This is a genomic window from Streptomyces sp. NPDC007945, assembly GCF_042958885.1.
Lineage (GTDB): Bacteria > Actinomycetota > Actinomycetes > Streptomycetales > Streptomycetaceae > Streptomyces.
Map to the genome: position 1 here is coordinate 517175 of NZ_JBIBJV010000002.1, position 17941 is coordinate 535115.

Sequence of the window (17941 nt, forward strand, 5' to 3'; positions counted from 1 at the left end):
GGGCCCCCGGTCTCTCCGGGGGCCCTTCGTCGTGCGCGGTCCGTGCGCTCAGTTCCAGGCGTTGTTCTGGTTCTGGCCGTGGGCGCCCTGCTGGCCCACGCCGAACTGGGCGGCGACGCCCTGTCCGATGGCGGCGTTCTGCGGGGGCAGGACCTCGCTCGGCTGGACGAGGGCGAAGCCTTGGCCGAGGAAGCTGAGCTCCCAGCCCTCGCCGGTGCTGCCGCGGCGGCTGCGGACGCTGCTGTTGTGCGTCTGCGCCTGCATCTGGACCCGCAGCGAGGTGGACCAGGCGACGATGGCGTCCGCGTCGGCGCTCACGTACTTGTCGGGGGTGACCTGGAGCATCAGCGGCTGGCCCGAGGTCATGAGGGCGACCTTGCCGCGGCCGGTGATGTTGAGCTGGTACTTGCCGGTGCCGGAGACGCCGTACTGGCTGTCGACGGCGATGACCTCGGTGTGCAGGCTGGTGTCGAGCGCCAGGACGTAGGAGCTGTCGACGGTGAGGCCCTCCTGCTCGACCTCGACGACGTGGATGTACTGCGCCAGGTTGGCGAAGTACACCGTGCCCTGCCCGGAGCAGCGCATCAGGTCGAGGCCCTCGCCGGTGCGGGCGCGGGCCCGCCGCTGGTTGGCGTTCTGGTACTCGCCGTCGAAGTCGACGAGGCCCTGGTAGGCGACCATGGCGCCCTTGCGGGCGAGGATGTCGTCGTGGCCGGTGAGGCTGACCCGCAGCAGCTGCGGGTTCTGGACGACGTATCGCTCCTGGCTCTGCTGTTCTGCGTGGTTGAAAAGCGGGCTCTGCATGATGTGTTCTCGCTCCCCCTCAGCCCCGGACCCGAAGCCGGTCGCTGCTGTCCTCGCTGGGCTGTACGACGACGATGCCCTGGCCCGAGAAGGCCATCTGGTATGCCTCGCCGCTGCCCCGCCCGATGAGGGAGGACGCCTTGAAGCTGCGCTTGCCCTTGACCTTGAGCGTCGGGGACCAGGCCACGAGCGCGTCGGGGTCGACGTACGTCTCGTCCTCGCCGCGGCCGCAGTCGACGACGATCGGGGTGCCGCGCGAGGTGAGCGCGACCCAGCCGGTGCCGGAGATCTGCACGTTGAACAGGCCCTGTCCGGCGAACTTGGCAAGGCCCTTGACCCGCTCGACGCCCCACTGGAGGTGCGCGTCAAAGGCGAGGAGGTTGGTGCCGTTGACGGAGATCGAGTCGTTCTGGAGGTTGATCACGACGACGTCGGCGCCGTAGTCGGCGAGGTAGAGCAGGCCGTCGCCGGTGCACTTCATGATCGGCGCGCCTTCGCCGGTGGCCCATTCCCTGGCGACCTGGCGGACGGCCGGCGGGTTGGGCTCGTAGCTGATGAAGCCCTCGTAGGCGACCATCGAGCCGGCCCGGGCGTAGAGGTCCTGGCCGGTGGCCATGGCGACCTTGAGCATGGTACGGCCGTGGTTCCCCATGCGGGCCGCGATGGGGGTCGGGGCGTAGCCCGCGAGCTGCTGGTTCATGGTGTCGGGCTCCCTCAGACCTCGTACGGCTGGACGACGATGAAGTTTCCGGGGGCGCCCCGGAACTGCAGGTTCACCGTCTCGCCGCTGTGGCCGGGGTAGGCGTTGCGCCGGAGCCGGACCTGGCTGGAGAGGATGACCTGTGAGGCGGCCGACCAGGCGACGACCGCGTTGCAGTCCGCGAAGGTCGTCGGGGTGACGGGCAGGACCACGGGGACGCCGTGGGTCTTGACGATCACGGTGCCGGTGCCCTGGAACTGCATGGTGAACAGGGCGCCGCCGGGGATGCCGTGGCCTTCGATGCGGCGGACCTCGTACTGGAGGGACTCGTCGAAGGCGAGCACGTTCTCCGCGGAGACGCAGATGGCGTCGCCCTGGAGCTCGATCGGGTGCAGATGGGCGCCGTTCTCGGCGAGGAAGACCTGGCCGCGGCCGGTGCAGCGCATCAGCTGCATCTCCTGGCCGGTGGCGTTGCCGACGATCCGGCCCGCGAAGCCCGCGCCCTTGTAGGAGAAGTCGACCTTGCCCTGGTACATGACCATCGATCCCTGGCGGGCGAGGACGGGGGTGCCGCCCATGCTGAGGTCGACCCGCATGAGCTGCTGGTTCTGCGGGGTCCAGCGGGCGCCGGTGGCGGTCTCCTTGAACGGGGCGAGCGCGGCCGCCAGCCCGGCGCCGGGCGCGGGCGCGCCCTGCGGCATGCCCTGGGGCGGCATGCCCTGGGGCGGCATGCCGGGCTGCTGACCGTACGGGGCGGGCTGGCCGTAGCCGGGCTGCTGGCCGTACGGCGTCTGCGGCGGCTGCCCGTAGGGGGCGCCGTGCGGCGGGGTCTGGCCGGGGACCTGCCCGTAGGGGGCCTGCGGGGGCTGCTGGCCGTAGGCGCCGGGTGCCGGGGGCGGGGGCGGCACGGGCGCGGGGGCGAGCGGCGCGACCATCGTGGGCTGGGTGTGCACCGGCTGCGGGGCCGGCGGCGGCGTGGGCGGCTGGGCTCCGTAGCCGGGCTGCGGGGCGCCGAAGGCCGGGGCGGCCGGAGCCGGGGCAGGGGCGGCCGGGGCGCCGAAGGCGGGCGGGGCCGCGGCCTGGGCGGGGGCGGCGAAACCGGGGGCGGCCTGCTGGGGGGCGGCGGGCTGCTGGGCGGCGGGCTCCTCTTCCAGGACCTCTCCGCCGAAGTTCCGCAGCAGCGCTTCCAGGCCGCCGTCGAAGCCCTGGCCGACGGCGGCGAAGCGCCACACGTCCTTCAGGTAGAAGTCGCCGAGCATGACCGCGCGCTCGGTGGAGAACTCCGCTCCCGTGAAGGCGTAGCGGGCGACCTCCTCGCCGCCGGCGACGATCCGGATCCAGCCGGGGCCGATCTGCGACATCTGGCCGTCGCCGTCGATGGTGGCGGTGAAGGCGAGCTTGTGGATCTGCGGGGGGATCCGGTCGAGGGTGACGCGGAAGGACTCGGTGTCCCCGGCCTGCGCCCCGAGCTGCTGGATGGACTCCTCGGGCGACTTCGGCTGGTTGAAGAAGACGAAGTACCGGTCGTCGGACAGCCGCTCGTCGGCGTCGAGGCCGAAGCAGCTGATGTCGAAGGTGAGCCCGGGAGCGGAGATCTGCACGCCCACGTACAGATCGGTGCCCGCGGTCAGATCACTGATCTTGGCCTTGTGGCCGCGTTGGAATTCCCTGGCCATGCGTAACGACCGTCCCCCATCCCGATGGCGAATGACTCGCGCCAGGCTAACCGCTGGGGACGACATTGAGACAGCGGAGGTCCGAACCGGTACCGAATCGGGAAAAAGGGCCTCAGGACGCGGGCTCCGTGCCCGGCGACCCGGGAAGGCGGTCCGCCGCGACCACCCCTTCGAGGTACCCGCGGGCCCGCTCGGTACGGGGGTACGCCTCCAGGAGCCGCCAGAAGTCGGGGCCGTGTCCGGGCACGAGGAGGTGGGCGAGCTCGTGCAGGAGGACGTAGTCGACGACGTACTCGGGCATCTGCTGGAGGCGGTGGGAGAGCCGGATGGTGCCCTCGGCGGGGGTGCAGGAGCCCCAGCGGCCGTTCTGGTTGGTGACCCAGCGGACCGAGGCGGGCCGGGCCCGGCCGTCGAGGTAGCGCTGCGAGAGCCGGGCCGCCCGCTCGGCGAGCTCGGCGTCGCCGCGGGTCGCGCGGCGCTCCTTGTCCCGGTCCTTGGCGTCGAGCTTCTCCAGCATCACGCCGACCCAGCGGCGCTCCTCGGCCTCCGACATCCGCGCCGGGATGAGGACGATCGTCCGGTCCCCCTCGCGATAGGCGGAGACGGATCGGGTGCGGCGGGCGCTCCTGCGGATCTCGACTGACACGCCCTCGACGGTACCCGGCGGGCTCGACGGATTCCCCTCCACGCGGCCGGTGCGACCTTCCATTCATGTGACTTTCGAGCGGTCCTGTGGACAACTTTCGGCGCGACGAGGCGGCGGTGGGCAGTCTGGTCACGGATCGCGGAGGGACCGCGGAGGCCGAGGACGGGGGCGGGGATGCATCCGATGGTGAAGCCGGCACTGCGCCGGGCGTGGCGGAGCCTCACCTGTGTGCAGTACGGGGTGGCGCCGGCGCACGCGGTGGTGCTGGATCCGGTGGACGCGGCGACGGGCCGGTTGCTCGGGCTGATGGACGGGACGCGCGGGACGGCACTGTTGCGGGCGGAGGCGGCGGCTCTGGGGCTGCCGGAGGGGCGGCTCGACGCGCTGCTCGGGCGGCTCTCGGCGGTGGGACTGCTCGTGGAGGCCGCCGCCGGGCGGCCGGGGCGGGCGGGGCCGGAGGCCGGTGCGGTGGACACGGCGCTCGATCCGCTGCGGGCGGACCTGGCCGCGCTGTCGGTGGTGTGTCCGGAGCCGGAGCGCGCCCTGGGGACGCTCGCGGCCCGGCGGGAGCGGCGGGTGCGGGTGCGGGGTGCCGGGCGGGTGGGCTCGGCGGTGGCGGCGCTCCTCGCGGCGGCCGGGGTCGGCGCGGTCGAGGTGGTGGACGGCGGCCGGGTCGAGCCGTGGGAGACGGCGCCCGGCGGACTGCCCGCCGAGGCGGTCGGCGAGCGGCGGGTGGCGGCGGCCCGGCGCCTCGTGGGGCGCTGGTCGCGCGGGCCGGTGGCGGTGCGGGGGACGGGGCGGCGGGCCGCGCCGGGTGACGGGGGCGGCCGGGCGGCGGTGTCCCTCGTGGTGGTGACGGACCGGGACGGGCTCGGGGTGCGGGTGCCGGATCCGGTGCCGGCGGAGCCGTGGATGGCGGCCGGGGTCCCCCATCTGTACGCGGGGGTGCTGGAGGCGACCGGGGTGGTGGGGCCGCTGGTGCTGCCGGGCGGGACGGCGTGCGCCCGGTGCCTCCAGGAGGAGGCGACGGACCGGGACCCGGCGTGGCCGCGGTTGCTCGCGCAGTGGCGTTCGGGGGCGCCGCATCCGCTGCCGGCCTGTGACGTCGCGCTGGCGACGGCGGTGGCGGGGCTGGCCGCGGGGCACGCCCTCGCCTTCCTGGACGGGGAGTTGCCGGCGAGCACCGGGACCCGGTGGGAGGCGGCGATGCCCTCGCTGGGGTGGCGGTCCGAGCGGCTGGCGCCGCACCCGGCCTGTCCTTGCGGGGCCGCCCGGGGCAGGGTGGGGGTGCGCACCTCGGGAGCCGGGGAGGCTGGGTCCACAATGGCGGGGCACAGCCCTGCGCGGCACGGCAGTCTGGGAATTGGAGGGGCGCATGTCTGATCTTCCCCGGAAGGCGGTCACCCGGACCGCCAAGTTGGCCGCGTTGCCGCTGGGCTTCGCGGGCCGGGCGACGTGGGGGCTCGGCAAGCGGATCGGCGGCAAGTCCGCGGAGTTCGTGGCCCGGGAGCTCCAGGAGCGCACGGCGGAGCAGTTGTTCAAGGTGCTCGGTGAACTCAAGGGCGGGGCCATGAAGTTCGGCCAGGCGCTGTCGGTCTTCGAGTCGGCGCTGCCGGAGGAGGTCGCCGGGCCCTACCGGGCGGCGCTGACGAAGCTTCAGGAGGCGGCGCCTCCCATGCCGGTGAAGACCGTGCACGGGGTGCTGGAGGAGGGGCTCGGGGACGGATGGCGGGAGCTGTTCCTGGAGTTCGAGGACAAGCCGGCGGCGGCCGCGTCGATCGGTCAGGTGCACCGGGCGGTCTGGCACGACGGCCGCGAGGTCGCCGTCAAGGTGCAGTACCCGGGCGCCGGTGAGGCGCTGCTCTCGGACCTGGCGCAGCTGGGGAGGTTCGCCCGGCTGCTCGGGCCGCTGGTGCCGGGGATCGAGGTGAAGCCGCTCATCGCGGAGTTGCGCGAGCGGGTCTCGGAGGAGTTGGACTACGCCCTGGAGGCGCGGGCGCAGCGGGAGCACGCCGAGGTCTTCGCGGACGATCCGGACGTGGTGGTGCCGGAGGTGGTGCACCAGGCGGAGCAGGTCCTCGTGACCGAGTGGATGGACGGGATCCCGCTCGCGGAGGTGATCGCGGAGGGCGATCAGGAGCAGCGGGACGCGGCCGGGCAGTTGCTCGCCCGCTTCCTCTTCTCCGGGCCGGCACGGACGGGGCTGCTGCACGCCGATCCGCATCCGGGGAACTTCCGGCTGCTGCCGGCCGCCGGCGCCGGCGGGGCGGACGGTCCTGGTGGGTGGCGGCTCGGGGTGCTGGACTTCGGCACGGTGGACCGGCTGCCGGGCGGGCTGCCGGAGACGATCGGGACGTGTCTGCGGATGACGCTGGCCGGCGAGGCCGAGACGGTCTACGGGCTGCTGCGGTCCGAGGGCTTCGTGAAGGAGTCGGTGGCGCTCGATCCGGAGGAGGTCCTGGAGTACCTGCTGCCGATCATCGAGCCGGCGCAGGCGGACTCCTTCGTCTTCACCCGGGGCTGGTTGCGGACGCAGGCGGCGCGGATCGCCGACCCCCGTTCCCCCGCGCACCAGCTGGGACGGCAGTTGAACCTGCCGCCGTCGTACCTGCTGATCCACCGGGTGACGCTGTCGACGATCGGGGTGCTCTGTCAGCTGAACGCGGAGGTGCGGCTGCGGGACGAGCTGACGGCGTGGCTGCCCGGTTTCGACCCGGCGGCCTGAGGAGGGCTCACCACCAGGAGGAGTCGAGGCGGCCCTCGATGGCCCGGATGTTGGCGCGGGCGCACTCCTCGCAGAAGTACTCGCGGCGGCCGTTCTCGACGGAGCAGGTCCAGGTGATCGGGAGGGGGTCGGCGGTCCTGCCGCAGCGTGCGCAGGCCACGGGCTCCTCCGTGGCGCGGGGCTCGTTCATCCTCGTGACGATAGCCCGGCGGAGCGGCCGCGGCGGTGCAACGCACCGCGGGGGCCGGTCCGTTCGGACCGGCCCCCGCGGGACGCCTGTGGGGCGCTCAGTTCATGACGGCCATGGCCAGCGCGCGGCGGGCGCGCAGCGAGGCGCGCTCGGCGCGGCGCTGCATGCGCCGGGCGGCGATCAGGCGCGCGGCCTGACGTTCCGCCTCGGCCTCATGCCGGCGCTCGCGCATATGGGCACGGGCCAGGGCTTCTGGGATGAGTTGCATGTCACGGGTCCTGTTCTGACGCGACGCGGGGGCGCCGGCGGTGGAGAAGTCGGGGGTAGCGGAGCGGCTGGGCTCGAAGGCGGACGTGGTCATCGGGGCCTGCTTCTGGGGATCGTGCGTGAGGGGGTGGTCGATCGTTCCGGTGCGCCTGGGGGCCTTGTGGGGTACGGCGTCCCAGGTGAGGGCGGTCATGCCGCGACCGGGTTCTTGCGCGGGCGGCCACGGGGCCGCTTGCGGGCGACGACCACGCCCTGGACGAAGAGCTCGCCGCCCCAGACACCCCAGGGCTCACGGCGCTCCTTGGCGCCGGCGAGACAGGCCGCGACCAGCGGGCAGGTCTTGCAGAGGGACTTGGCGTACTCGACGTCGGCCGGGGACTCGGCGAAGAAGACCTCCGGGTCGTAGGCCCGGCAGGGAACCGGGACGCCGAGGTTCTCGATGGCGTCGTCGAGCGCGGTGAGCGATGTCAGGGGGGTCAAGGCGTGGTCCTCCGTGAGGCCGGACGGGGGGATCGTTTCGGAAGGCGGTACGGACGGGGCGTGCGCTTCGAGTTGCACGGGTGTCTTTCCTCGTCTGGTCGTTCCGGCCGGTCGGCCGGGTCTTCGGCTGGTACCGGGTGTGTCGTCCCGAGGCCCCTTCGCTCCGTCGTCCCCGTTCGGGGACAAACAGAAGGGCCGCGGATCCCGGGTGGGGTTCCGCGGCCCTGAAGGCGCCGGCCTGATCGAATCAGGCTGGATCACTCCAGGGTTCGAGCCCACGGAAGGCCCACATCATGTGGTGGTGCGTCGTCGTCTGCTGCTTGCCGGCACCGGCCGCCGCAAAGCCATAGGCCGTGAATCCGGCCTTGGTCTCTTCAGCCACCCGTGCCTTGGTCGGTCGCTCGTCGCGCTCGATGACGGACATGCCACGGCCGGAGAGACCGGCGACGGGCAGACCGGCGAGGGCCGGACCGGCGACCGGCAGACCGGCGACGGGCAGACCACTGCCAAGGAGCGCGACGGCGGAGACGCCGAGCGAGCAGGTGGAGACGACCGAGCGATCGGTCATTTTGGCGGTGCTGACGACGGTGTCGTTGATGACGGTGGTGCTCTTGATGTTGCTGATCACTGGAATCGCCTCCTCTCGGCGTCTCGGAGAGCTCGGGGGTGAGCCGGGCTCTCGATGTTCATTTGGACAAGTACAGCACGAGGCAGTGCTTCATATGAAGCCGCTGCTGCGTGGTTAAGAACCTATGGGGCTTGACGGGGCGGGCGCAAACTATTTTTCCCACGAGTTTCGATCAGTCTTCCTCCGGCTCCGTCGCACGCTCTTCACCTGCGCAGATGGCCAGGACATCGGCTCCGAAGCGGTCCAGCTTGCGGGTGCCGACCCCGGCGATCATGGCGAGCTCGCCGCCGGAGGACGGGACGCGCTCGGCGATCGCCATGAGCGTCTTGTCGGTGAAGACGCAATAGGCGGGCTGGCCGAGCTCCCGGGCCCGCTCGCCCCGCCAGGCGTGCAGCCGCTCGTACAGGCCCTCGTCCATGTCCGAGGGGCAGTCCTCGCAGCGGAGCAGCTTCATGGCGCCGGCCTCGGTGAGGGTGGTGCCGCAGACCCGGCAGCGGACCGGGCCCCGGGGGCGGCGGCGGGTGCCCGCGCCGGCCGGGCCGCCCGCGCCGCCCCGCTCGATGCCGCCGGCCGCGGCGTACCCGCCGGCCCGGCTGCCGGAGCCGGGGCGCAGTCCCTTGAGGAAGCGGCTCGGGACACGGGAGGCGCGGCCGCCCGGGGAGCGGGAGAGGGCCCAGGAGAGCGTGAGGTGGACGCGGGCGCGGGTGACGCCCACGTACAGCAGCCGGCGCTCCTCCTCGATCTGCTCGTCCGTCTTGGCGTAGGTGATCGGCAGCATGCCGTCGGTGAGGCCGACGAGGAAGACCGCGTCCCACTCCAGGCCCTTGGCGGCGTGCAGCGAGGCGAGGGTGACGCCCTGGACGGTGGGGGCGTGCTGGGCGGCGGCCCGCTCGTCGAGCTCGGCGACGAGGTCGGCGAGGGTGGCGCCGGGGCGGGCGGCGGCGAAGTCGTCGGCGAGCCGGGCGAGCGCGGCGAGCGATTCCCAGCGGTCGCGGACGGCACCGGAGCCGGTCGGCGGTTCGCTGGACCAGCCTTGGCCGGAAAGCACCGCTCGCACCTGGGCGGGGAGGTCGTCGGCGCCGTCGAGGAGCGAGTCGTTCGCCCCGAAGCGGGCCGCGCCGCGCAGGGCCGCGCCCGCCTCCCTGACCTCCTGGCGCTCGAAGAAGCGCTCGGCGCCGCGCAGCTGGTAGGGGACGCCGGCGTCGGCGAGGGCCTGCTCGTAGACCTCCGACTGGGCGTTGATCCGGTAGAGGACGGCGATCTCGCCGGCGGGGACGCCGGCGGCGATCAGGTCGCGGACCCGGCGCGCGGTGCCCTCGGCCTCGGCGGGCTCGTCGCCGTACTCGGCGTAGACCGGCTCGGGCCCGGCCTCGCGCTGGGAGATCAGCTCCAGGCGGTGGTCGGCGGCCCGGCCGCTGGCCTGGTTGAGCAGGCCGTTGGCGAGGTGGACGACCTGGGGGGTGGAGCGGTAGTCGCGGACCAGCTTGACCACGGTGGCGTGTGGGTGGCGGAGGCGGAAGTCCAGCAGGTGGTCGGGGGTGGCGCCGGTGAAGGAGTAGATGGTCTGGCTGGCGTCGCCGACCACGCAGAGGCTGTCCCGCTCCCCCAGCCACAGCTCCAGGAGGCGCTGCTGGAGCGGGGAGACGTCCTGGTACTCGTCGACGACGAAGTGCTGGTACTGGCCGCGGATCTGCTCGGCGATGTCGTGTCGGTCCTGGAGGATGCCGACGGTGAGCAGCAGCACGTCCTCGAAGTCGATCACCGAGCGCTCGCCCTTGAGCTGCTCGTACATCGCGTAGAGCTGGCCGATCTCGGCCGGGTCGCGGGGTGCGTCGCGCCGGGCGCGGGCGACGGCCGCCGGGTAGTCGGCGGGCACGGTCTGGGTGACCTTGGCCCACTCGATCTCCGCGGTGACGTCCCGCAGCTCGCTGCGGTCGAGCCGGACCCGGCAGCGGGCCGCCGCCTCGGCGACGAGCTGGGCCTTCCGCTCGACGAGCCGGGGCAGCGGGCCACCGATCGCTTTCGGCCAGAAGAACTGGAGCTGCCGGAGGGCCGCCGAGTGGAAGGTGCGGGCCTGCACCCCGCCCGCGCCGAGCTGGCGGAGCCGGCCGCGCATCTCGCCCGCGGCACGGTTGGTGAAGGTGACGGCGAGCACGCTCGCGGGGGCCAGCACACCGGCCCGCACCCCGTAGGCGATCCGGTGGGTGATCGCCCGCGTCTTGCCCGTGCCGGCGCCCGCGAGGACGCAGACCGGTCCGTGCAGGGCCAGGGCCACCTCGCGCTGCTCCGGGTCGAGCCCGTCGAGCACCGCGTCCGCGGTCTCCGGGACCCGCGGGAAGAGAGGGGAGTGCGTTGCTGCTGTCACTCCGCCATGCTGCCAGGTCGGGCGGGCCGGTGCGGCACGTCGTCCACAGGCCCGGCCGTGCGGTCGTACCGTCGCATGATCACCCTGGCCGGGGCGCCCGGGAAGCGGCGCGGGTCACCCGGCGTACGGGAATGGCCGGCCCGGTGGCGTACGTTCTTCCTTCGGCACCGACCGCCGACCCCGACCCCAGAGGAGCACCTGGCCATGCAGGGCACCGTGACGATGTACAGCACCGAGTGGTGCGGCTACTGCCGCCGGCTGAAGGGCCAGCTGGACCGCGAGGGCATCGCCTACACCGAGATCAACATCGAGCTGGACCCGGCGTCGGCCGCCTTCGTCGAGCAGGCCAACGGCGGGAACCAGACCGTGCCGACCGTCCGCGTGGTGCCCGCCTCCGGCGCCGCCGAGGTCGTCATGACGAACCCGAGCCTGGCCCAGGTCAAGCAGGCGCTCGGCGCCTGACAGCGCCTCCGCCGCCCGCGCGAAGGGCCCCCGGCCGCACCTGGCCGGGGGCCCTTTCGTCGGTGTGGGGGCCTGCGCCCGCCGCGGGGACGGCGGGGCCGGGGCGGGTCAGATGACGTCGCCGGGCTTCGGCAGGGGCTTGCCGTACCAGAGCTCGATGAGGCGGGAGGCGATCGAGATGCCGTACGGCGGGAGGATCTCGCCCGAGGCGAAACCGGCCTCCAGGTCCTCGCGGGAGAACCAGCGGGCCTCGTGGATCTCCTCGCCGTCGACCTCGATCTCCGGGGAGGTGGCCCGGGCGAAGAAGCCGAGCATCAGGCTGGACGGGAAGGGCCACGGCTGGCTGGCCACGTAGGAGACCTCGCCGACGGTGACGCCGGCCTCCTCGAAGACCTCCCGGACCACCGCCGCCTCGATCGCCTCGCCCGGCTCGACGAAGCCGGCGAGGGTGGAGAAGCGGCCCTCCGGCCAGTGCACCTGGCGGCCGAGGAGTGCCCGGTCCTGGTCGTCGGTGACCAGCATGATCACGGCCGGGTCGGTCCGCGGGTAGTGCTCGGCGCCGCAGGTCTGGCAGCGGCGGATGTGCCCCGCTGCGGCGATCACCGTGCGGTCGCCGCAGCGCGAGCAGAAGCGGTGCAGCCGCTGCCAGTTCTCCAGGGCCACCGCGTGGGTCATCAGACCCGCGTCGCGCGGCGAGAGCAGCAGACCCGCCTCGCGCAGGCCCGCCGGGCGCGCCGACTGGTCCATGCGGCCGGGGAGCGAGTCCTTCTGGAGCGCGAAGTAGGAGACCCCGTCGGCGTCGGTGCCGAGGAAGTAGCGGTGCGTCTCGGTCATCGGCGCCTCGAACGCCGGGGTCATCACCAGCTCGGTGGTGCCGTCGGGCCGGTCGTCGATCAGCACCTGGCCGCCGGAGACCACGAAGACACGGGTGGTCGGGTGGCTCCAGGCGGCCGCCAGCCACGCCTCGTCGAGGCGGTGGTGGGCGGCGCGGTCGATCCCGCTCGGGGCGGTGAGCGAGATCGGGTGGTCCGCGAACGCGTTGCTCAGGGTGCTCACAGGTGTTTTCCTACTCCCCCGGTTCGGTGTCGGTCATTACGGCTGCGGCTCCGCGCCTCAGCGCCCGGCCCGCAGGGCGGCCGGGAGGTCGCCCCACAGGTAGGCGGTCGTCTCGACGCCCTTCATGAGGAGGTCGAGTTCGATCTTCTCGTTCGGCGCGTGCCAGCCGTCGGACGGGACCGAGATGCCCAGGAAGAGCACGGGCGCGTCCAGGACGTCCTGGAGGTCGGCGGCCGGTCCCGAGCCGCCCTCGCGGGTGTAGCGGACGGTGGCCCCGTCGAAGGCGCGGCTCATCGCCCCGGCCACCGCCGTGAGGGCCGGGTGGCCGAGCGGGGTGAGGCAGGGGCGGGTGGGGGCGCCGAAGACGACGTCGTACCGGATCCCGGCGGGCACGAGTCCGGCCAGCCACCGGCGCACCAGCGTCTCGACGCGGTCCGGGTCCTGTCCGGCGACCAGCCGGAACGACAGCTTGATGTGGGCGGAGGCGGGCACGATCGTCTTGCCGCCGGGGCCCTGGTAGCCGCCGCCGATGCCGTTGACCTCGGCCGTCGGGCGGGCCCAGACCCGCTCCAGGGTGGAGTGCCCGGCCTCGCCGAGGGTGCCGTGGGACTTGGCGGTGCGCAGCCAGGCCGCCTCGTCGAAGGGCAGCTCGGCGACGAGCCGACGCTCGGCCTCGGTGAGCTCGGCCACCCCGTCGTAGAAGCCGGGGATCGCGACCCGCTCGTCGGCGTCGTGGAGGGCGGCGACGATCCGGCCGGCGACGGTCGCCGGGTTGGGCACGGCGCCGCCGAAGGAACCGGAGTGGATGTCCTGGTCGGGGCCGTACAGGTCGATCTCGCAGTCGGCGACCCCGCGCATGCCGGTGCAGACCGTCGGGGTCGTCTCGGACCACATGCCGGTGTCGGAGACGATCACGGCGTCGGCGGCGAGCCGGTCGGCGTGCTCCTCGACGAGCGCGCGGAAGTGCGGCGAACCCGACTCCTCCTCGCCCTCCACCAGCAGCTTCAGATGGACGGCCGGCGTCGTGCGGCCGGTCGCGGCGAGGTGGGCGCGGACGCCGAGCGTGTGGAAGAAGACCTGGCCCTTGTCGTCGGCCGCCCCGCGCGCGTACATCCGCCCGCCGACGACGGTCGGCTCGAACGGGTCGGTGTCCCAGCCGTCCTCGCGGGCCGCCGGCTGGACGTCGTGGTGTCCGTAGACCAGGACCGTCGGCGCGTCCGGGTCGGCGGACGGCCACTCGGCGAACACCGCGGGGGCCCCGGCCGTCTCCCACACCTCGACCGTGGTGAACCCGGTGTCCTTCAGGGCGCCGGCGAGCCAGTCGGCGCTGCGCCGCACGTCCCCGGCGCGCTCCGGCTGCGCCGACACGGACGGGATCCGCAGCCACTCGGCGAGGTCGCCGAGGAAGGCGGCGCGGTGCTGCTCGATGTAGGCGCGTACGGGGTGGACGGCGCTGTCCGGGGTCTCGCTCATGGTCCCGAGCCTATCCGGCGCCGGAGGGTGCCCCGCCCAGCAGGATCGCCTCCAGCTCGGCCCGCCCGGGCAGCCGGGCCGGCCGGGCCACCTCACCCGTCCGTACGTAGACGAAGGCGGCGGCCACCTCCTCCGGGTCGAGGCCGTGCTGCTCGGCCCAGGCGAGCCGGTACAGCGCCAGCTGGAGGGGGTCGGCGGTGCGGTGCCGGCTGGTCTTCCAGTCGACGATCTCGTACGCCCCCGAGTCCGGGTCCCGGTAGACGGCGTCGATCCGGCCCCGCACCACCCGGCCCGCCAGCGTGAGGTGGACGGGGACCTCCACGCGGTACGGGGCGCGGTGGGCGTACGGGGTGCGGGCGAAGGCCTCCTTGAGGGTCTCCAGGTCCCGTTCGTCGACGATCTCCGGCTCGCCCGCGAAGTCCTCGCCGCCGGGGAGCTCGTCCGGGGCGAGGAACGGCAGCGGCAGCTCCTCGAAGCGGGACTCCACCCAGGCGTGGAAGCGGGTGCCGCGGCGGGCCGCGGGCTGCGGGCGCTTGGGCATGGGTCTGGCCAGCTCCTGCGCGAAGGCGTCCGGGTCCTCGGCGAGGCGGATCACCTGGGAGGCGGAGAGGTAGGCGGGGAGGAGGACGTCCCGGGTGGTGGCGCGCGTGCGGTGCAGCTCCGCCGTGAGGGCGGTGAGGTCCCTGTCCCAGGAGGCGATGGTGCGGAGCTCCTCCGGGGTGAGCGAGGCCTCCCGGGGGTGCGGGATCGCGTCGGCCGGGACGGTGCCGTGCGGGGGCGCGCCGACCGCGGTCCGGGTGCCCGGGGGTTCGTGGGTCGGAGCCTCCTCCGGCTCGTAGGCGTACGGGGCGGCGCCGGGCTCGTACGGGGGCTCGTCGTACGGGGTGTCCCCGGGTTCGTGCGGGGGTTCCTCCGCGAGGTCGCCGGGGAGCCAGAGCTCCTCGGCGGAGCCGTCCGGGGCGGGCGGGCCCGGGAGGGCCGGGGCGGCGGGGCCCGGCCGGGTGGCGCGGACGTCCTGCGGGGGGAGGGCCCGGAGGGCGGCCCTGACGTGCTCCGCCGCCTGCCGGCGGCGGGCCAGGGCCTCCGCGTCGAGCGGGAGCGGCCAGGGGAGGTCGCCGGTCGCCTCCGCCAGGAGCGGGTTCTCCGCGCCCTTCTCGGGGGCTTCCGCCCACGCCTCGATGTCGCCGTGGCCCTGCGCGCAGTGCTCGTACAGGGCCTCCATGAAGGCCGAGGGGCCCCGGGGCTTCTTCTGGGAGGGGCCCCACCAGTGGGCGGAGGCGAGGAGGAGGGTGCGGGGGCGGGTGAAGGTGACGTAGCCGAGGCGGAGCTCCTCGGTGTGCTGGTGGTCCGCCATCGCCGCCTTGAAGGACTTCATGGCGGCGGCGTCCCAGGTGTCGAGGTCCGGGAGGGTCGCCGCGTCGCCGCGCAGGGCGTGCGGGAGGACCTGGGGCTGGGAGGTCCAGGACTCGCGCGCGCGTGCGGACGGGAACTGGCCGGCGACCAGCCCCGGGACGGCGACGACGTCCCACTCCAGGCCCTTGGACTTGTGGGCGGTGAGGACCTTCACCGTGTTCTCGCCGCCCGGCAGGGCGTTGTCCAGGCCCTTCTCGAACTGGACGGCGGTGCGCAGGAAGCCGAGGAAGGCGAGGAGACTGGCCTCGCCGTCGAGGGAGGCGAAGCCGGCGGCCACGTCCAGGAAGTTGCCGAGTGTCTCGCGGCGGCGGGCGGCGAGGGCGTGCGGGGAGGCGGAGAGTTCGACCTCCAGGCCGGTGACGGACAGGATCCGGTGCAGGACGTCCATGAGGGGGTCGGCGAGGGAGGCGCGGAGCGAGCGCAGCTCGGCGGCGAGGTGCGCGAAACGGACCCGGGCCTCGGCGGAGAACGGCAGGCCGTCGTCGGGGTGCCCGCCGGAGTCGAGAAAGGTGTCGAGGGCGTCGGCGAGCGACGTCACCTCGGCGGGGTCGACGCCCTCGACGGCGGCGGCGAGCCGCCGCTCCGGGTCGGGGCCGGGGGCGCCGTGGTGGACGAGGAGGCGGGCGCGGCGGCCGAGGAGGGCGAGGTCGCGCGGGCCGATGCGCCAGCGGGGACCGGTGAGGAGGCGGACCAGGGAGGCGTTGGCCCCCGGGTCCTGGAGGACCTCGCAGACGGCGACGAGGTCGGCGACCTCGGGGAGGTGGAGGAGGCCGGAGAGGCCGACGACCTCGACGGGGACGCCGCGGGCGACGAGCGCCGCCTGGATGGCGGGGAAGTCGCCGGCGGTGCGGCACAGGACGGCCATGGAGCCGGGCTCGCGACCGGTGCGGACGAGGTGGGCGAGGGAGTCGGCGAGCCAGTCGAGCTCCTCCGCGTGGGTCGGGAGGAGGGCGACGCGGACGGTGCCGTCGGCCTCTGCCCCCGGCGCGGGGCGGAGCGCCTCCACGCCCGCGTGCAGGGCGCGCAGCGGGGTCGCGAGGTCGTTGGCGAGGTCGAGCAGGCGGCCGCCGCTGCGCCGGTTCTCGGAGAGGGACTGGCGGCTCGCGTGGGTGCCGTCGGCGTGCGGGAAGTGGGCGGGGAAGTCGTCGAGGTTGGCGACGGAGGCGCCGCGCCAGCCGTAGATGGCCTGGCAGGGGTCGCCGACGGCGGTGACCGGGTGGCCGGTGCCGTGGCCGAAGAGGCCGGAGAGGAGGAGCCGCTGGGCGACGGAGGTGTCCTGGTACTCGTCGAGGAGGACGACCCGGTACTCGTCGCGGAGGATCGCGCCCACCTCGGGGCGGGTGGTGGCCAGGCGCGCGGAGAGGGCGATCTGGTCGCCGAAGTCGAGGAGGTCGCGGGAGCGCTTGGCGGCGCGGTAGCGGATGACGAGTCCGGCGAGCTCGCGGCGGGCGGTGGCCGTCTCGGGGAGCTTGCGCAGGTCGTCGTTGGTGAGCTTCGCCTCGGCGAGGGCGGTGAGGAGCTCGGCGTCGTACGCGAGGAGGTCCTCGGGATCGACGAGGTGCTCGGCCAGTTCGGCGTCGAGCGCGAGCAGGTTCTCGACGAGGGTCGGGAAGGACTTGGTGAGCGCGGGGTACGGGCCGGGGGCCTCGCGGAGCACGCGCGCGGCGAGCTGGTAGCGGGTGGCGTCGGCGAGGAGCCGGGAGGTCGGTTCGAGGCCGATGCGCAGGCCGTGGTCGGTGAGGAGCTGCCCGGCGAAGGCGTGGTAGGTGGAGATGCGGGGCTCGCCGGGAGGGTTCTCGGGGTCGACCGGGTCGGGGTCGGTGACGCCGGCGCGGACGAGGGCGGTGCGGACGCGCTCGGCGAGTTCGCCGGCGGCCTTGTTGGTGAAGGTGAGGCCGAGGACCTGCTCGGGGGCGACCTGCCCGGTGCCGACCAGCCACACGACGCGGGCCGCCATCACCGTCGTCTTCCCGGAGCCGGCTCCGGCCACGATGACCTGCGGGGCGGGCGGCGCGGTGATGCAGGCCGTCTGCTCCGGCGTGAAGGGGATGCCGAGGAGCTCCTTGAGCTGCTCGGGGTCGGTGATGCGTGCGGTCACCTTGAAGAGGCTAACCGGGCGGTCGGACATTCCCGTCCTCCGCCCGTACCGCCTGCGGTTTCTCCGTCGGGGCGGCCCCGGGGGTCAGGCGCGGGTGCCGGGGTCGAGCCGGGAGAGGTCGACGGTCTCGTCGGCGGGCGGGGCGGTGACGCCCACCGGGCGGTCGAACTCGGAGAGGGTCATCGAGCCGGGTTCGTCGCCGCCGGTCCTGACGACCTGGCGGATGTACGGCTTGCCCTCCTGGGCGACGGAGACGGTGGTGGTCGTGCGGGACTCCTTCTCCACGAGGGTCGCGACGGGGGTGCCGTCGACCTCGCGGTCGGGGCCGCGGCGGAGGCCCGCGCGGCCGTCCCGGTCCTCGCCGAGGTCGTCGAGGAGGGAGTCCAGGTCGCAGATCTCGCCGAGGTCGGCGCTGCCGGCCTGACCGGGGCCGATCTTGAGCCAGCGGTCCTGGACGAGTTCGATGACCGGCCCGATCCGGTTCTCGGGGACTCCCTGGGTGGCCATGGAGATCCGCCAGAAGGCCGCGTCGCCCTTCAGGTAGGTGACGCCGTCGAGCCGGCGGAGTTCGGCGTCGCCCTCGTCGACGCCGATGCGGCCCCGGCAGGAGCCCCGGTCGTCGACGGTGAAGTCGATGTCGAGGTCCTGCCCTTCGGACACGAGCTGCCCGGTCATGCGCAGGGAGTCGGCGGACCGGGTGGCGTCGACGGCCCGGTCGGCGATCTCGGCGGGGGTGAGCCCGTCGAAGGGATCCGGGGTCGGGGCCGCGGCGGCGGGGGCCGTCGTCGCCGTCGCCGCCCAGGCCCCCGCCGGAGCGGGGGCGGCGACGGCGACCACGGCGCAGACGACGGCCGCGGCGCGGAGCCTCCGGTGGCTGGACCGGTACCGCATACGAGCCTCCTCGTCCCCCCGGACCCTGTCACCAGGGTCGCCCCACGCGCGCGTGGCCGCTACTCGG

Annotated in this window: 16 protein-coding genes; 3 read left to right on the forward strand and 13 right to left on the reverse strand. The window is 74.1% G+C overall.

The genetic code is table 11. The features are described from left to right. Positions 1-48 precede the first annotated feature (48 nt). From ACFZCF_RS07645 to ACFZCF_RS07660, 4 genes are all read right to left on the reverse strand, one after another. Positions 49-804, reverse strand: a complete 756-nt coding sequence (locus ACFZCF_RS07645) for an AIM24 family protein (RefSeq protein ID WP_391285296.1) — start codon at positions 802-804, stop codon at positions 49-51. Between the two features lie 19 nt (positions 805-823). Then, positions 824-1504: an AIM24 family protein gene (locus tag ACFZCF_RS07650; protein WP_391285298.1), complete on the reverse strand. Its 681-nt coding sequence runs from the start codon at positions 1502-1504 to the stop codon at positions 824-826. A gap of 14 nt (positions 1505-1518) precedes the next feature. Continuing rightward, positions 1519-3180 carry a TerD family protein gene (locus ACFZCF_RS07655; protein WP_391285300.1) on the reverse strand — a complete coding sequence of 554 codons (1662 nt, stop codon included), beginning with the start codon at positions 3178-3180 and terminating at the stop codon, positions 1519-1521. 112 nt (positions 3181-3292) lie between these two features. Continuing rightward, positions 3293-3889 carry a SprT-like domain-containing protein gene (locus ACFZCF_RS07660; protein ID WP_391285302.1) on the reverse strand — a complete coding sequence of 199 codons (597 nt, stop codon included), beginning with the start codon at positions 3887-3889 and terminating at the stop codon, positions 3293-3295. 111 nt (positions 3890-4000) lie between these two features. On the opposite strand from ACFZCF_RS07660, the gene ACFZCF_RS07665 reads away from it, so the two are divergent. Continuing rightward, entirely contained in the window at positions 4001-5209 is a 1209-nt protein-coding gene (locus ACFZCF_RS07665; protein WP_391285304.1) for a ThiF family adenylyltransferase, read from the forward strand. Further along, positions 5202-6551, forward strand: a complete 1350-nt coding sequence (locus ACFZCF_RS07670; RefSeq protein WP_391285306.1) for an AarF/UbiB family protein — start codon at positions 5202-5204, stop codon at positions 6549-6551. Before ACFZCF_RS07665 ends, ACFZCF_RS07670 begins: the two co-directional genes overlap by 8 nt. Before the next feature lie 7 nt (positions 6552-6558). Here the strand turns inward: ACFZCF_RS07670 and ACFZCF_RS07675 are convergent, their stop codons facing one another. The 5 genes from ACFZCF_RS07675 to ACFZCF_RS07695 form a co-directional block, all read right to left on the reverse strand. Beyond that, positions 6559-6741, reverse strand: a complete 183-nt coding sequence (locus ACFZCF_RS07675; protein ID WP_391285308.1) for a hypothetical protein — start codon at positions 6739-6741, stop codon at positions 6559-6561. A 97-nt stretch (positions 6742-6838) separates the two neighbouring features. Then, entirely contained in the window at positions 6839-7201 is a 363-nt protein-coding gene (locus ACFZCF_RS07680; protein WP_388436612.1) for a hypothetical protein, read from the reverse strand. After that, positions 7198-7566, reverse strand: a complete 369-nt coding sequence (locus tag ACFZCF_RS07685) for a WhiB family transcriptional regulator (protein ID WP_031013886.1) — start codon at positions 7564-7566, stop codon at positions 7198-7200. Before ACFZCF_RS07685 ends, ACFZCF_RS07680 begins: the two co-directional genes overlap by 4 nt. 169 nt (positions 7567-7735) lie before the next feature. Continuing rightward, positions 7736-8056 carry a hypothetical protein gene (locus tag ACFZCF_RS07690; protein ID WP_391285983.1) on the reverse strand — a complete coding sequence of 107 codons (321 nt, stop codon included), beginning with the start codon at positions 8054-8056 and terminating at the stop codon, positions 7736-7738. Positions 8057-8288: 232 nt separating this feature from the next. Further along, on the reverse strand, positions 8289-10481 hold the full coding sequence (locus tag ACFZCF_RS07695; RefSeq protein WP_391285311.1) for a UvrD-helicase domain-containing protein: 2193 nt from the start codon (positions 10479-10481) through the stop codon (positions 8289-8291). Between the two features lie 204 nt (positions 10482-10685). Between ACFZCF_RS07695 and ACFZCF_RS07700 the strand changes: the two genes are divergently transcribed. Next, complete coding sequence (locus ACFZCF_RS07700) at positions 10686-10943, forward strand: mycoredoxin (RefSeq protein ID WP_388436618.1); 258 nt, start codon at positions 10686-10688, stop codon at positions 10941-10943. 108 nt (positions 10944-11051) lie between these two features. Here the strand turns inward: ACFZCF_RS07700 and nudC are convergent, their stop codons facing one another. The 4 genes from nudC to ACFZCF_RS07720 all read right to left on the reverse strand — a co-directional run bounded on the left by nudC (position 11052) and on the right by ACFZCF_RS07720 (position 17874). Continuing rightward, positions 11052-11999 carry an NAD(+) diphosphatase gene (nudC, locus tag ACFZCF_RS07705; protein ID WP_189946596.1) on the reverse strand — a complete coding sequence of 316 codons (948 nt, stop codon included), beginning with the start codon at positions 11997-11999 and terminating at the stop codon, positions 11052-11054. A gap of 57 nt (positions 12000-12056) precedes the next feature. Next, positions 12057-13472 carry a dipeptidase gene (locus tag ACFZCF_RS07710; protein ID WP_388436622.1) on the reverse strand — a complete coding sequence of 472 codons (1416 nt, stop codon included), beginning with the start codon at positions 13470-13472 and terminating at the stop codon, positions 12057-12059. A gap of 10 nt (positions 13473-13482) precedes the next feature. After that, the gene (locus ACFZCF_RS07715; RefSeq protein ID WP_391285315.1) at positions 13483-16983 is read right to left on the reverse strand and encodes a UvrD-helicase domain-containing protein; all 3501 of its coding nucleotides are present in this window, start codon (positions 16981-16983) and stop codon (positions 13483-13485) included. 84 nt (positions 16984-17067) lie between these two features. Further along, on the reverse strand, positions 17068-17874 hold the full coding sequence (locus ACFZCF_RS07720; RefSeq protein ID WP_391285317.1) for a hypothetical protein: 807 nt from the start codon (positions 17872-17874) through the stop codon (positions 17068-17070). Between the last annotated feature and the right edge of the window lie 67 nt (positions 17875-17941).

Bases quoted from the DNA above. Each gene is read 5' to 3' on its own strand.
- ACFZCF_RS07690 (WP_391285983.1), bottom strand. From the start codon at position 8,056: ATGACCGATCGCTCGGTCGTCTCCACCTGCTCGCTCGGCGTCTCCGCC.
- ACFZCF_RS07645 (WP_391285296.1), bottom strand. From the start codon at position 804: ATGCAGAGCCCGCTTTTCAACCACGCAGAACAGCAGAGCCAGGAGCGA.
- ACFZCF_RS07710 (WP_388436622.1), bottom strand. From the start codon at position 13,472: ATGAGCGAGACCCCGGACAGCGCCGTCCACCCCGTACGCGCCTACATC.
- ACFZCF_RS07700 (WP_388436618.1), top strand. From the start codon at position 10,686: ATGCAGGGCACCGTGACGATGTACAGCACCGAGTGGTGCGGCTACTGC.
- ACFZCF_RS07670 (WP_391285306.1), top strand. From the start codon at position 5,202: ATGTCTGATCTTCCCCGGAAGGCGGTCACCCGGACCGCCAAGTTGGCC.
- ACFZCF_RS07720 (WP_391285317.1), bottom strand. From the start codon at position 17,874: ATGCGGTACCGGTCCAGCCACCGGAGGCTCCGCGCCGCGGCCGTCGTC.
- ACFZCF_RS07660 (WP_391285302.1), bottom strand. From the start codon at position 3,889: ATGGAAGGTCGCACCGGCCGCGTGGAGGGGAATCCGTCGAGCCCGCCG.
- ACFZCF_RS07655 (WP_391285300.1), bottom strand. From the start codon at position 3,180: ATGGCCAGGGAATTCCAACGCGGCCACAAGGCCAAGATCAGTGATCTG.
- ACFZCF_RS07665 (WP_391285304.1), top strand. From the start codon at position 4,001: ATGCATCCGATGGTGAAGCCGGCACTGCGCCGGGCGTGGCGGAGCCTC.
- ACFZCF_RS07680 (WP_388436612.1), bottom strand. From the start codon at position 7,201: ATGACCGCCCTCACCTGGGACGCCGTACCCCACAAGGCCCCCAGGCGC.
- ACFZCF_RS07675 (WP_391285308.1), bottom strand. From the start codon at position 6,741: ATGAACGAGCCCCGCGCCACGGAGGAGCCCGTGGCCTGCGCACGCTGC.
- ACFZCF_RS07650 (WP_391285298.1), bottom strand. From the start codon at position 1,504: ATGAACCAGCAGCTCGCGGGCTACGCCCCGACCCCCATCGCGGCCCGC.